This window comes from Pseudomonas sp. GD03903, from assembly GCF_029840045.1.
In the GTDB taxonomy this organism is placed as follows: Bacteria; Pseudomonadota; Gammaproteobacteria; order Pseudomonadales; family Pseudomonadaceae; genus Pseudomonas; species Pseudomonas pseudonitroreducens.
In genome coordinates this window covers 1-12,857 of record NZ_JAOCBT010000034.1, presented here as the reverse complement: position 1 = coordinate 12,857, position 12,857 = coordinate 1, and the positions used below count along the sequence as shown (strand labels likewise).

10 protein-coding genes are annotated in these 12,857 nt (G+C 64.6%); 7 read left to right on the top strand and 3 right to left on the bottom strand.

Features of this window, described 5'->3' with window-relative positions; translation table 11 throughout:
- Window positions 1-171 precede the first annotated feature (171 nt).
- The 6 genes from N5C91_RS30275 (at window position 172) to N5C91_RS30250 (ending at window position 6,067) form a co-directional block, all read left to right on the top strand.
- A complete protein-coding gene (locus N5C91_RS30275) occupies window positions 172-1,278 on the top strand; it encodes a polysaccharide biosynthesis/export family protein (RefSeq protein ID WP_279834090.1) in 1,107 nt (368 codons plus the stop codon).
- A gap of 7 nt (window positions 1,279-1,285) precedes the next feature.
- Window positions 1,286-1,942 carry a YjbF family lipoprotein gene (locus N5C91_RS30270; RefSeq protein ID WP_279834088.1) on the top strand — a complete coding sequence of 219 codons (657 nt, stop codon included), beginning with the start codon at window positions 1,286-1,288 and terminating at the stop codon, window positions 1,940-1,942.
- Window positions 1,939-2,715: a capsule biosynthesis GfcC family protein gene (locus tag N5C91_RS30265; RefSeq protein WP_279834086.1), complete on the top strand. Its 777-nt coding sequence runs from the start codon at window positions 1,939-1,941 to the stop codon at window positions 2,713-2,715. Before N5C91_RS30270 ends, N5C91_RS30265 begins: the two co-directional genes overlap by 4 nt.
- The gene (locus tag N5C91_RS30260; protein WP_279834084.1) at window positions 2,712-4,799 is read left to right on the top strand and encodes a YjbH domain-containing protein; all 2,088 of its coding nucleotides are present in this window, start codon (window positions 2,712-2,714) and stop codon (window positions 4,797-4,799) included. The genes N5C91_RS30265 and N5C91_RS30260 overlap by 4 nt, the downstream gene beginning before the upstream one ends.
- A gap of 85 nt (window positions 4,800-4,884) precedes the next feature.
- Window positions 4,885-5,283: a YbaY family lipoprotein gene (locus N5C91_RS30255; protein ID WP_236198422.1), complete on the top strand. Its 399-nt coding sequence runs from the start codon at window positions 4,885-4,887 to the stop codon at window positions 5,281-5,283.
- A 106-nt stretch (window positions 5,284-5,389) separates the two neighbouring features.
- Window positions 5,390-6,067 carry a DUF4197 domain-containing protein gene (locus tag N5C91_RS30250; RefSeq protein WP_236173138.1) on the top strand — a complete coding sequence of 226 codons (678 nt, stop codon included), beginning with the start codon at window positions 5,390-5,392 and terminating at the stop codon, window positions 6,065-6,067.
- Window positions 6,068-6,443: 376 nt separating this feature from the next.
- On the opposite strand, the gene N5C91_RS30245 is transcribed toward N5C91_RS30250, so the two are convergent.
- The 3 genes from N5C91_RS30245 to N5C91_RS30235 form a co-directional block, all read right to left on the bottom strand.
- Window positions 6,444-6,923, bottom strand: coding sequence for a Bro-N domain-containing protein (locus N5C91_RS30245; RefSeq protein ID WP_279834081.1), 480 nt, complete (start codon window positions 6,921-6,923; stop codon window positions 6,444-6,446).
- Window positions 6,924-7,837: 914 nt separating this feature from the next.
- Entirely contained in the window at window positions 7,838-10,906 is a 3,069-nt protein-coding gene (locus N5C91_RS30240) for an efflux RND transporter permease subunit (protein ID WP_279834080.1), read from the bottom strand.
- A gap of 6 nt (window positions 10,907-10,912) precedes the next feature.
- Window positions 10,913-12,016 carry an efflux RND transporter periplasmic adaptor subunit gene (locus N5C91_RS30235; RefSeq protein ID WP_279834079.1) on the bottom strand — a complete coding sequence of 368 codons (1,104 nt, stop codon included), beginning with the start codon at window positions 12,014-12,016 and terminating at the stop codon, window positions 10,913-10,915.
- 97 nt (window positions 12,017-12,113) lie between these two features.
- Between N5C91_RS30235 and N5C91_RS30230 the strand changes: the two genes are divergently transcribed.
- Window positions 12,114-12,746 carry a TetR/AcrR family transcriptional regulator gene (locus N5C91_RS30230; RefSeq protein ID WP_236198417.1) on the top strand — a complete coding sequence of 211 codons (633 nt, stop codon included), beginning with the start codon at window positions 12,114-12,116 and terminating at the stop codon, window positions 12,744-12,746.
- Window positions 12,747-12,857: the final 111 nt, after the last annotated feature.

Genomic DNA, 12,857 nt, shown 5'->3' with positions numbered 1-12,857 from the left:
GCCTCTCTCAGTTCAAGAATTTACTGCCCCTCCCCGCCAGCCGTTTCCTACATCCGCAATCCAGCCCCATTGCTACCCTACGCAGCCTCCCGGCCAGCACCTTGCGCCCTGCAATTACGGCGCTGGAACTCGCTCGCGCCCTCCCCCTTCACCCCCTTTGTGTAGCCCCCCATGATTCGTCCCTTGTCCCTTGCCATCCTGTCTGCCCTTGCGCTTCAGGGATGCATGTTCTCCCCCGGCCAGAATCTGGATACCGAGCGACTGATACAGGAAGACTCGGCTGAATCCAGCCGCGTGCAGCTGGTGCAGATCACGCCCAAGCTGCTCACGGTGGAAGCGGCTACCCGGCAGGAGGAAGCCGTTCCCGAGGCACTCGCCAGCTTCCGTCCGGAGAGTTACCAGATCGGCGCCGGTGACCTGCTGTACATCACCGTATGGGACCACCCCGAGCTGACCTCACCGGCTGGTCAACTGCAACAGGGAGACGCCAACGGTCGCCTGGTGCGCCCGGACGGCACGCTGTTCTATCCCTACGTCGGCACCCTGCGCGTGTCGGGCAGGACGATCGAAGACGTACGCAAGACCATTACCAGCGCCCTGGCTGCCTATGTCGAAGAACCGCAGGTAGACATTGCCGTGCTGCGCTTCGCCAGCCAGCGGGTGATACTCAATGGCGCGTTCATCAAGGCGGGCCCGCAGCCAATCACCACCACGCCGCTGGCGCTGATGGAGGCCATTGGTGCAGCCCAGCTGGACACCCTCAACGCCGATCTTTCCGGCCTGACGCTGCAGCGCGACAACCAGGTCTTCCACCTGAACCTGGATGCCCTGAACACGGCTCAAGGCGCGGACCTGTACAACCTGTACCTGAAGGACGGCGACCGCATCTACCTGCCCTACAACGACCGCAAGAAGGTCTATCTGATGGGTGAAGTGAACGCGCCGCGCGCGCTGACCTTCAAGACCCGCGAGATGAACCTGGCCGATGCGCTGGGCAGCGTCGGCGGCCTCAACCAGACCACCGCCAACGGCAAGGCCGTGTATGTGATTCGCGGTGTCGAGGATCTGGAGAAACAGCGCGCCACGGTCTTCCAGCTCGACGCCAACTCGCCCACCGCCTTCATCCTTGCCCAGCAATTCCAGCTGCAGCCGCAGGACGTCGTCTACGTCGGCCCGGCCGGTGTGACCCGCTGGAACCGCCTGATCAGCCAGTTGCTGCCCTCCGCCGGCATTCTCGGCACCGGCTCGACCATTCAACGCAACCTCAACGACAACTGAGCACCTCATGAACGCCTATCGCCTCCTCGCGTTGGTGGTGCTCGCCTGCGCCCTGGCCGCCTGTAACCCGCTGATGCAGGCCTCGCTGAGTACGCTGGGCGCCAGCCTCGGCAGCCCCGCTCCGCTGGAGCTGACACGCGCCCAGGTCAATGCCCTGCCCTACTACCAGATCGAGGTCACCACCGAGTACGGCTCGGCAGTGATGGCGCTGGTACGCACGCAAGGCGACCTGCAGTACTGGCAGGCCTCGTCGCGCCAGTTGCTGCTTCTGCAGGATGGCGTGGTGGTGCGCACACTGGGTTTCCCGGACGACTTGCTGGGCACCCGCCTTGCGCCGGACTCGCCCTTCATCAGCGGGCTGCAGCATATCGGCGAAGAGCAGGCGAGCCAGCGCTGGATCGACCTCGGGCCCGGCTACCTGCTGGACGTTCCGCTCACCGGCAAGCTGCGCCGCGTTGGCAATGAGACCGTACGCATCCTCGATCAGGATCACAGGCTGCTGCGTATTGACGAGCACCTGAGCGCGCCGATCAAGGGCATGGCGGCCACCAACCGCTATTGGGTCGACCCGAGTGACGGCTTCATCCTGCAAAGCCGCCAGCAGGTCACGCCCAGCCTCAACGTCACCATTACCCAGTTGCGCCCGCTGCGGAGCCAGCCATGAAAATGATTCGGCTAGCCCTGCTCGCGGCCAGCGTTGCAGCCGGCGCGACCGCCCATGCGGCAACACGGGTCGAGGTACTCGGCGAACTGCCCGCTCCGGGCGTCAGGGAAATCGACGAAGGCCTTCGCCTCGGCATGCTGCTGCAACAACTGCAGGTCAACCCGCAGAGCTATTGGCTGGGTGCCTCCTGGCAGCGTCAAAGTTTGCTGCAGGAGCAACGCCGGCTGAAGGCTGGAGTCCTGTTCGACCTGAGCCAGGTGCAACGTCTTGCCCTGCTGCAGGACAAGCCCGGCCTGGCGAATATCGCCCGACGCCTCAGCGAGCAGGTGATCGCCCTGCCTGTAACCGGCCGCCAGTTCTATCACCTCGATCCGCTGCAGATAGAGCTCAACGCCGAGCACTCGCCAAAGCTGCAGGGCGGAGATCGGCTGATCTTCCCGCCATGGCCGACCACCGTGCGGATCATCGGCGCGGTATCGAACGACTGCGAGCTGCCCTTCGTCCCGCTGCAACCGGCCTACCGCTACGCGCCGCAGTGCCCCGCAGTGGATGAGGCAGACCCGGATTACCTCTACCTGATCCAGCCTGACGGCCAGGTCACCCGGCTGGGCGTTGCCCTGTGGAACCGCCAGGAGCAAGCCGCACCACCCGCGCCCGGCTCCGTGCTGCTGGTGCCGCTGGATGCCTGGGAGATCAAGAACAGCGCCCCGGACTTGAGTCGCGAACTGGCCGACTTCCTGGCCACACACCCCCTGCCGGCGGAAACACCATGAAGCCTCGCCACAGTCTCTATCTGCTGCTGGCCGGTGCCAGCCTGGCGCTTGCCGACCCGCGCTACACGCAGAACGATTTCGGCGGCATAGGCCTGCTGCAGACCCCCACCGCGCGCATGGCGCCAGCCGGGGAAATCAGCATCAACGCCAACCGCACCGATCCCTATTCGCGCTACAGCTTTTCGTTGCAACCCTTCGACTGGCTGGAGGGTACCTTCCGCTATACCTCGATCAGCAACCGCAAATATGGAGCAGCAGACGAGAGCGGCAACCAGAGCTACAAGGACAAATCCTTCGACGTCAAACTCCGCCTATTGCAGGAGTCACGCTGGGCACCAGAGATTGCGCTCGGCGGCCGGGATATCGGCGGTACCGGCCTGTTCTCCAGCGAATACTTCGTTGGCAACAAGCGTGTAGGTGACCTCGACTTCAGCCTGGGCCTGGCGTGGGGCTACATCGGCAATCGCGGTGATCTGGACAACCCTCTGGGCTGGGTCGACGACAGGTTCAATACGCGCCCCAAGTCGGAAGGCACCGGTGAACTCAGCTCCAACAGCTACTTCCGTGGCCACCCTTCGCTGTTCGGCGGTATCAACTGGCAAACGCCGTGGGAGCCGTTGTCCCTCAAGCTCGAGTATGACGGCAACGATTACCAGCATGAGCCGCAGAACAACAACCAGAAGCAGCGTTCGCCGTTCAACATCGGCATGGTCTTCAAGGCCAGCGATTCCATCGACCTGCATGCGGCCTTCGAACGTGGCAACACCGCCATGTTCGGCATCACCCTGCACACCAACTTTGCCAGTCGCACGGCCCCCGCGAAGGTCAACGATCCTGCCCCGGAACCGTTGCAGCAGAACGCGACCCAGCGCCAGCCCGATACCGTGGACTGGGCGGATGTTTCCCGGCGCGTCGAAGAGAACGCCGGCTACAAGGTGGAGCGCATCACCCGCAAGAACAGTGAAGTCGTGGTCTATGGCGAACAGACCCGCTATCTGTACCCGCCCGAGGCCGTCGGCCGCACCGCGCGGATTCTCGACAACAGCGTCGATGACGACGTGCAATGGTTCACCGTAGTCGATACACGCTATGGCCAACCCATGGTCGAAACCAGCCTGCCGCGCCGGGTATTCCGCGACGTCGCGAACCAGGAACGCCCGCTGGAAGACTTGCGCCGCACCACCGAACAGACGGCGCCGCTACCGCAACAGGAAGAGCAGCTCTACAGCCAGCGGCCGGACGCCTTCAGCTACAACGTCGGGCTGGGCTACAACCAGAGCATCGGCGGGCCCGACAACTTCCTGCTGTACCAATTCACCGCCGATCTCGACAGCGAATACCGCTTCACCCCGAGCCTGTGGGGCAATGGCCTGCTCAGCATCAACCTGATCAACAACTACGACAACTTCACCTACGACGCACCGAGCAACCTGCCGCGGGTACGCACCGACATCCGCCAGTACATGACGACCTCGAACGTCACGCTGCCCACCTTCCAGCTGAACAAGACCGCGCGGCTGGACCAGGACCTCTACGGCATGCTTTACGGCGGCTACCTGGAGACCATGTACGCCGGCATCGGTGGCGAGCTGCTCTATCGCCCGATGAACGAATCCTGGGCCCTGGGCGCCAACCTCGACCTGGTGCGCCAGCGCGATTTCGACCAGCACTTCGGCCTGCGCGACTACCAGGTTGCCACCGGCTTCGTGACGCTCTACTGGCAGACCGGCTTCGAGGACATCCTCGCCCAGGTCAGCGCCGGCCGTTATCTGGCGCGTGATTGGGGCGGCACACTGGACCTCTCGCGGCAGTTCAGCAACGGCGTGCGCTTCGGCGCCTGGGTCACGCTCACCAGCGCCAGCAAGGAAGAGTTCGGCGAAGGCAGCTTCGACAAAGGCATCTATGTGTCGATCCCCTTCGACGAACTGATGAGCAGCTCCACCATGCGCCGGGCCAACCTCACCTGGGACCCGCTGACCCGCGATGGCGGCGCGCGCCTCAACCACTACTACTCACTCTACGACCTCACCGAAGGCCGCGATCCGCTGATGTTCCAGAACCTCTTCGGACGCATCGTGAAATAACTCGATGATCCTCCAGATCATGGCGCGGAAACCAAAGTCACCCACAATGGTCAGACGCCCCTTCGTGACCAAGGAGAGTTCCACCATGAAAGCCCTGCCACTCCTGTTGATGACCGGCCTGCTCGCCGCCTGCAGCTCCACGCCCTCCGGCGACAAGGCGTCGCTGGACGGCGAAGTCTTCTACCTGCAGCGCATGGCGCTGCCGCCGACGGCCCAGGTCACTGTCAGCCTGCAGGACGTCTCGCTGGCCGATGCCCCGGCCGTCGATCTGGCCCGGCAGCAGTTGCAGCCGGGGCGCCAGGTGCCGCAGGCGTTCCACCTGGATTACGACCGCAGCCAGGTCAAGCCGGGCCATAGCTATGCCGTCAGCGCGCGCATCGAGGACAACGGCCGCCTGCTGTTCATCACCACTGAGCGCCACAGCGTCAAACTCGACGGTAGCGATCCGCAGCCGCTGCGTGTCCGCGTCGACCCCGTGCGCTGATTCACCGCGCCGCCGGGTTTTCCCCGGCGGCCAGACTCCGTTAATCTCCCCCTCCCTTCTCCACCTCGGCGGTTCGACATCGCCGGGTTTCGCCAAGGAAGTATCGATGCTGCGATTCCCCGTTCTGCTGGCCGGCGCCCTGCTGTCCTTCAATGCCTTCGCCCTGTCCCTCTCCGACCTCAGCCAGAGTGACGCCACCGGCGGCCTGAAGGACGCGCTGACCCAGGGTGCGCAAATCGCCGTGAAGCAGCTCAGCCAGCCCGGCGGTTTCAGCAACGACCCGGCCGTGCGCATCGAGCTGCCCGGCAAGCTGGGCAAGGCCGCCAAGACCATGAAGCAGTTCGGCATGGGCGCCCAGGTCGACCAGCTTGAAGCGAGCATGAACAAGGCCGCCGAAGCCGCCATGCCGCAGGCCCAGGCGCTGCTGGTGGACGCAGTGAAGAAGATGACCGTGACCGACGCCAAGGGCATCCTCCAGGGCGGCGAGCACTCCGCCACCGATTACCTGAACCGCAGCAGCCGCGAGCAGCTGCGCGCGAAGTTCCTGCCGATCATCAAGCAGGCCACCGACCAGGTCGGCGTAGCCAAGCAGTACAATGCCTTCGCCAGCCAGGCCGCCGCCTTCGGCGTGGTCGACGCGAAGAACGCGAACATCGAGAACTACGTGACCGAGGAAGCACTGGACGGCCTGTTCAAGCTCATTGCCGATCAGGAGAAGACCATCCGCCAGAACCCGACCGCCGCCGCCACTGGCCTGGCGAAGAAGGTGTTTGGAGTGCTCTGAACCAGCCCCCACAAGAGCGAAAGCCCGGCCCATGCCGGGCTTTTTCATACTTGCAGGTGGGTGGCACGAGTGCCCGCCTTTCCAGATGGTGCAAGCGATGGGCGGGGCGCGCGGGCGGGTAGTCTGGTTGTGACTGCCAGATGGCGAACAACGCTGCGCGTTATGCGCCCTGCGTGAAGGAGCTTCGCGAGCAAGGACTGGGCGCCCCCCTTGCTCCAGCAGGTAAGTGAAAGCCCGGCAAATGCGGGCTTTTTCATGCTTGCAGATGGGTATCACGCGAGTCCCCCTGCGGGAGCGCACTATGGGCGCGAAGTGTGTGCATGGACCACTCCTGCAGGTGCTACTGGCGATGGGTATCGCTTCGCTCCACGCCATCCTACGAGAAGCGGCCGCGCTCCAGTATGCGGGCGGCGTCGCCGAGGCGTAGCCAGACGCTGCCTTGCCATTCCAGCACGGCCAGAGGATAGCCTTGCACCTCGCGCACGGCATGGCGGGGGACGGAGCTCGCCGGCAACTGCGCGTCGCGCAGGACCGGCACGACGTCATTGCTCAGCCACTGGCGCAGGTTGCGGTTTTCCGGGTGGTAGAAGTACACGAGCAGCAGTGTGTAGAGGCCGCTCTCGCTGACCAGCAATTCGTCCTCCCGGCTGCCAACCAGGCGCTCCCAGCGGTACTGATCAGGGTCGAGCTTGCGGGTGGTGCGGCCGCTCACATCGGAATTGGTCAGGCGCGCGAGGTCGCGGGCGGGGAACCAGGCCTGGCGATCAATAATCAGGCCACGCAAAAATCGATCGTAGCGCTGGAAGGTGTGGAAGCTCAGGCCATTGTTGGCCGGGAACATCGTCGAAGGGTTCATGCGGTCTCTCCTCGTACAGCGAAAGAGCCGCCCCCGAAAAAGGGAGGCGGACCGTGCAAGGGTGGAAACCGGGTGCTACAGCTATCGACCGGTCGGGCCGAGGCCCGCCTCACACGGTCCGCCATGGACAGCCAGAGTTGGCCCGGCCTTCGAAAAGGCCGGGCCATCCCTGCTATGGCGATAGCTGGAGCACTACAGGTTTCCACACCTGACCACGGCTGTTCCGTGGTGGGGAGAACGCTAAGCAGCAGGCTTGTAGGACCGCAACGCCGTTGAAGAGTCAGGCGGTTCCTGAACGATTACCACGTACCTTACGGAACGATCCGGGCCTGGGAATCGGCTTCAGGAAAAGGTCATGAGGGTGACAGGTCGAAAGGTTCGCGTATGTCGGACGATTCGTTTCGGGCGGCCAGACGGCGGATAACGCTGCGCGTTATTCGCCCTACGCCGAGGATCGATGAGGAATCGAACTGTAGGAGCGAGGGGGACGCCCAGTCCTTGCTCGCGAACGGCCTTCCGGCTACTCCTGCGCTGGGTGGGTTCGCGAGCAAGCTCGCTCCTACCAGTGAACGCTGGCGCTGATAGCACCGTAGGGCGCATAACCTGGAACAGGTTATCCGCCGGCCTCTACAGGGCGAGCAACGCTGCTGCGTTATCCGCCCTACGCCGAGGTTCGATGAGGAGTCGAACTGTAGGAGCGAGGGGGACGCCCAATCCTTGCTCGCGAACGGCCTTCCGGCAACTCCTGCGCTGGGCGGGTTCGCGAGCAAGCTCGCTCCTACAGGTGAACGCTGGCGCTGATAGCACCGTAGGGCGCATAACCTGGAACAGATTATCCGCCGGCCTCTACAGGGCGAGCAACGCTGCTGCGTTATCCGCCCTGCATGCGCGATTCACGCCGCTGCGTGCCCTCGTCAGACTTCCTTCTTCACCCTGAACCACGCCGCATAGAGCGCTGGCAGGAACAGCAGTGTCAGCGCCGTGGCGACGATCAGGCCGCCCATGATCGCCACGGTCATCGGCCCGAAGAACACGCTGCGCGACAGCGGGATCATCGCCAGCACGGCGGCCAGGGCGGTCAGCACGATGGGGCGGAAGCGCCGCACCGTGGCTTCGATGATGGCGTGCCAGGTGTCCAGGCCATGGGCGCGGTCCTGTTCGATCTGGTCCACGAGGATCACCGAGTTGCGCATGATCATCCCTGCCAGGGCGATGGTGCCGAGCATGGCGACGAAGCCGAAGGGCTTCTGGAACACCAGCAGGAACAGAGTCACGCCGATCAGGCCCAGCGGCGCGGTGAGGAACACCATGATCATCCGCGAGAAGCTGCGCAGCTGGATCATCAGCAGGCTGAGCACCACCACGATGAACAGCGGTACGCCGGCGTTCACCGAGTCCTGGCCCTTGGCCGAGTCCTCCACGGTGCCCCCGACCTGCAGCAAATAGCCGTCCGGCAATTCGGCACGGATCGGGTCCAGCGTCGGCGAGATCTGCTTCACCAATGTGGCCGGCAGCGAGTCGTCATAGATGTCGGCACGCACGGTCACGGTGGGCAGGCGGTTGCGCCGCCAGATGATGCCTTCCTCGAAGCCGTACTCCAGGGTCGCCACCTGCGACAGCGCCACGCTGCGGCCGCTGCTGGTCTGCATCGACAGGCTGGGCAGCTGCGACAGGTCATGCCGGCCGCGCTCGTCGCCGCGCAGGAGGATCTCGATCAGCTCGTTGTCCTCGCGGTAGTAGCTGACGGTGGAGCCGGTCAGCGAGCTCTGCAGGAACTGCGAAATGTCCGAGGTACTCACGCCGAGGGCGCGGGCACGCTCCTGGTCGATGTCGAGGAAGATCGCCTTGCTCGGCTCTTCCCAGTCCAGGTGCACGTTCACCACGTGGGGGTTCTCGCGCATCTTGTCGGCGACCTTGCGCGCCAGTTCGCGGACTTCCGGGATGTGCTCGCCGGAGACGCGGAACTGCACCGGGTAGCCCACCGGCGGGCCGTTCTCCAGGCGGCTGATGCGCGTGCGCAGGGTCGGGAAGTCCTCGTTCATGTGCTTGATCAGCCACTGGCGGATTTCCTCGCGCGACTCCAGGCTCTTCGCCAGAACCACGAACTGCGCAAAGCTCGCCGCCGGCAGTTGCTGGTCCAGCGGCAGGTAGAAGCGCGGCGAACCGGTGCCCACGTAGGCGACGTAGTTGTCGATGCCCGGATGCTCGGCGAGCATTTTCTCCAGGCGATTGACCTGCTCGGTGGTGGCGGTGAGGGAGTCGCCCTCGGCCAGCTTCAGGTCGACCAGCAACTCCAGCCGCGCCGATGGCGGGAAGAACTGTTGCGGCACCAGGCGGAACAACATGATCGAGCCGATGAAAGCCGCCACGGTCAGCAGGATCACTGTCTTGCGATAGCGCACGCACCACTCCACCACGCGGCGGAAACGCTGGTAGAACGGCGTCGAGTACGGATCGTGGCCCTTGTCGCTGCCGCCGTGCTTTTCCGCGTGGCGCTTGGCGAGATCAGGCAGCAGCTTCTCGCCCAGGTAGGGCACGAAGACCACGGCGGCGATCCACGACACCAGCAACGCGATGGTCACCACCTGGAACAGCGAGCGGGTGTATTCGCCGGTGCCCGATTGCGCAGTGGCGATCGGCAGGAAGCCGGCAGCGGTGACCAGGGTGCCGGTGAGCATCGGGAAGGCCGTGCTGGTCCAGGCGTAGCTCGCCGCCTTGAGCCGGTCGTAGCCCTGCTCCATCTTCACCGCCATCATCTCCACGGCGATGATCGCGTCGTCCACCAGCAAGCCCAGCGCCAGCACCAGCGCGCCGAGGGAAATCTTGTGCAGGCCGATGCCGAAGTAGTACATGCAGGCGAAGGTCATCGCCAGCACCAGCGGGATCGACAGCGCCACCACCAGGCCGGTGCGCAGGCCAAGGGAGAAGAAGCTCACCAGCAGCACGATGATCAGCGCTTCGGCCAGCACGCGGACGAACTCGCCCACGCCCTCGCGCACCGCCGCCGGCTGGTCGGACACCTTGCGCAGCTCCATGCCCGCCGGCAGCGTCTGCTGCAGGTGCTCGAACTCGGCATCGAGCTTCTTGCCCAGCACCAGGATATCGCCGCCGTCCTTCATGGCCACGGCGATGCCGATGGCGTCTTCGCCCATGAAGCGCATGCGCGGCGCGGGCGGGTCGTTGAAGCCCCGGTGCACCTCGGCCACGTCGCCGATGCGGAAGGTACGGTCACCAACGCGGATCGGGAACGAGCGGATGTCCTCCACCGAATCGAAACGCCCGGAAACGCGCAGTTGTACGCGGTCAGTAGCCGTCTCGAAGAATCCGGTGGCGGTTACCGCGTTCTGTTCCTCCAGCGCCTTCTGCACCGCCGCCAGCGGCAGGCCGAGGGTGGCGAGCTTGGTGTTGGACAGGTCGATCCAGATCTTCTCGTCCTGCAGGCCGATCAGCTCGACCTTGCCGACGTCCTTGATCCGCTGCAATTGCAGTTGCAGGCGGTCGGCGTAGTCCTTGAGCACCGCGTAGTCGAAGCCTTTGCCCGAGAGCGCGTAGATATTGCCGAAGGTGGTGCCGAACTCATCGTTGAAGAACGGCCCCTGGATGCCCTGCGGCAGGGTGTAGCGGATGTCGTTGACCTTTTTGCGGATCTGGTACCAGAGCTCGGGAATGTCGCGGGAATGGAAATCCTCGCGGGCGACGAAGGTCACCTGCGATTCACCGGGGCGGGAGAAGGAGATGATGCGGTCGAAGTCGCCGGTCTCCATCAGCTTCTTCTCGATGCGCTCGGTGACCTGGCGCGAGACTTCCTCGGCGGTCGCGCCCGGCCAGTTGGTCTTCACCACCATGGCCTTGAAGGTGAACGGCGGGTCTTCGCTCTGCCCCAGCTTGGAGTAGGACAGCGCGCCGACGATGCCCAGCAGGAGCATGAGGTAGAGGACGATGGAGCGGTTCTGCAGCGCCCAGGCGGAGAGGTTGAATTGCATCGGGCGTTACTCCTTCGCCACCAGCTTGATCGACCGGTTCTCCCGGTCGACAGGCCGTACCTCCTGACCTTCACGCAGCACCTGGACACCCGCTGCCACTACCCAGTCGCCATCCTTCAGGCCTTCGAGCACCGGTACGCGGTCCTCGGCATAAGGGCCGATACGCACCGGGCGACGATGCAGGGTGGACGTCTTCGGATCGACCACCCAGACGAACGGCTGGCCGGCTTCCGAGGTCAGCGCAGCGAGCGGCACCGCCAGCGGCACCGTGCCCTCGGCATGGATGTACACGCGGGCACTCTGGCCCAGTTCCGCAGGCACCTTGGCGTCGTCGAACGCCACGCGCGCGGCGAAGGTGCGCGACTGCGGATCGGCTGCCGGCGACAGCTCGCGAATCTTGCCGCTGAAGCGCTTGTCGCGCTGCGACCAGAGCTCGACGCTCACCGCTTCGCCGACCCGGAAGCGCTCGAAGGCATGCTCGGGGAAGCTGATCAGCACTTCGCGGTCGCCATCGGCGGCCAGGGTGAAGACGGTCTGGCCGGCGGCGACCACCTGCCCCACTTCCACCCGGCGGGTGGCGATCACACCGTCCTGGGGGGCGCGCAGTACCGCATAGCCAGCCTGGTTGCTGGCCACGTCGTATTCGGCGCGAATCTGTTTCACCCGCGCCTCGCCGGCGCGGTAGGTGTTCTCGATGTTGTCGAACTGCGACTGGCTGACCAGTTGGCGCTCGAGCAGGGTCTTGTAGCGGGTGTATTCGGAGCGCACGGTCTGCAGGTTGGCTTCGGCGGCGACCACCTGGGCGCGCGTGGCTTCGAGTTGCAGGCGAACGTCTTCAGGGTCGAGTTCCGCCAGCGGCTGGTCCTTCTTCACCCGCTCGCCGGTTTCCACCAGGCGTTTGCTGACCTTGCCACCGATGCGGAAGGCCAGTTCCGGCTCATGGCGGGCGTGCACTTCCCCGGGATAGGCTTCGGTGATGTCCCGCGCCGGCAGCGGCTGCACGACGATGGCCGGGCGCACGGCGGGCTTCGGCGGCTCGCCGTTGCCGCAGGCGGAAAGGGAAAGGATGAAGGCAGCAGGCAGCGCGACAGACAGAGCATGGCGGAACATGATGTGTGACCTTTCGCAAAACGCGGTTGGAATTCTTATACTCACCGGTATAGTAAAAATACAGAACCCATCAGTCCAGTATTAGAAATGTAAAGACATGTCACCATCGAACTCATCGAACGGACCGGGTCGCCCCAAGGACCCGGCCAAGCGCCAAGCCATCCTCGAAGCCGCCAAGGAGCTGTTCGTGCGCCATGGCTACGACGGCAGCAGCATGGAAGCCATCGCCGCGGAAGCCGGGGTCTCCAAGCTCACCGTTTACAGCCACTTCACGGATAAGGAGACGCTGTTCGTCGAGGCGGTGCAGGCCAAGTGCGCGGAGAACCTGCCCGAGCTGTTCGCCGAACCATCGGCCGATGCGCCGCTGGAAAGCCTGCTGCTGAACCTGGCTCGCGGCTTCAATCAACTGATCAACAGCCCGGAGGCCATTGCGCTGAGCCGGCTGATGATTGCCCAGGGCGGGCAGAATCCACATCTCTCGCAGCTGTTCTTCGATGCCGGCCCGCAGCGCGTGCTGGACCAGATGGAACGCCTGCTGGAACAGGCGCGCCAGCAGGGCAAGCTGCAGATGGACAGCCCACGCCGGGCGGCCGAGCACTTCCTGATGCTGGTACAAGGCTGCGTGCATTTCCGCCTGATGATCGGCTGCGTCGAGCCGCCAAGCGAAGAAGAGACCGAAGCTCACGCGCAGGAAGTGGTGGCGCTATTCCTCAAGGCCTTCAGGCCCTGACGGAGCCAGGCCCGCACCTGAGCTCCCAGGCATCCTGTAGGAGCGAGCTTGCTCGCGAACAGGGTTTCCCGGCGGCTTCGGCGTTGAGCGGGTTCACGAGCAAGCTCGCTC

What these genes read in the sequence shown, in the direction of transcription:
- N5C91_RS30275 (WP_279834090.1), top strand. Translation starts at nt 172, where the DNA reads ATGATTCGTCCCTTGTCCCTTGCCATCCTGTCTGCCCTTGCGCTTCAG.
- N5C91_RS30235 (WP_279834079.1), bottom strand. Translation starts at nt 12,016, where the DNA reads ATGTTCCGCCATGCTCTGTCTGTCGCGCTGCCTGCTGCCTTCATCCTT.
- N5C91_RS30250 (WP_236173138.1), top strand. Translation starts at nt 5,390, where the DNA reads ATGCTGCGATTCCCCGTTCTGCTGGCCGGCGCCCTGCTGTCCTTCAAT.
- N5C91_RS30260 (WP_279834084.1), top strand. Translation starts at nt 2,712, where the DNA reads ATGAAGCCTCGCCACAGTCTCTATCTGCTGCTGGCCGGTGCCAGCCTG.
- N5C91_RS30270 (WP_279834088.1), top strand. Translation starts at nt 1,286, where the DNA reads ATGAACGCCTATCGCCTCCTCGCGTTGGTGGTGCTCGCCTGCGCCCTG.
- N5C91_RS30230 (WP_236198417.1), top strand. Translation starts at nt 12,114, where the DNA reads ATGTCACCATCGAACTCATCGAACGGACCGGGTCGCCCCAAGGACCCG.
- N5C91_RS30255 (WP_236198422.1), top strand. Translation starts at nt 4,885, where the DNA reads ATGAAAGCCCTGCCACTCCTGTTGATGACCGGCCTGCTCGCCGCCTGC.
- N5C91_RS30245 (WP_279834081.1), bottom strand. Translation starts at nt 6,923, where the DNA reads ATGAACCCTTCGACGATGTTCCCGGCCAACAATGGCCTGAGCTTCCAC.
- N5C91_RS30265 (WP_279834086.1), top strand. Translation starts at nt 1,939, where the DNA reads ATGAAAATGATTCGGCTAGCCCTGCTCGCGGCCAGCGTTGCAGCCGGC.
- N5C91_RS30240 (WP_279834080.1), bottom strand. Translation starts at nt 10,906, where the DNA reads ATGCAATTCAACCTCTCCGCCTGGGCGCTGCAGAACCGCTCCATCGTC.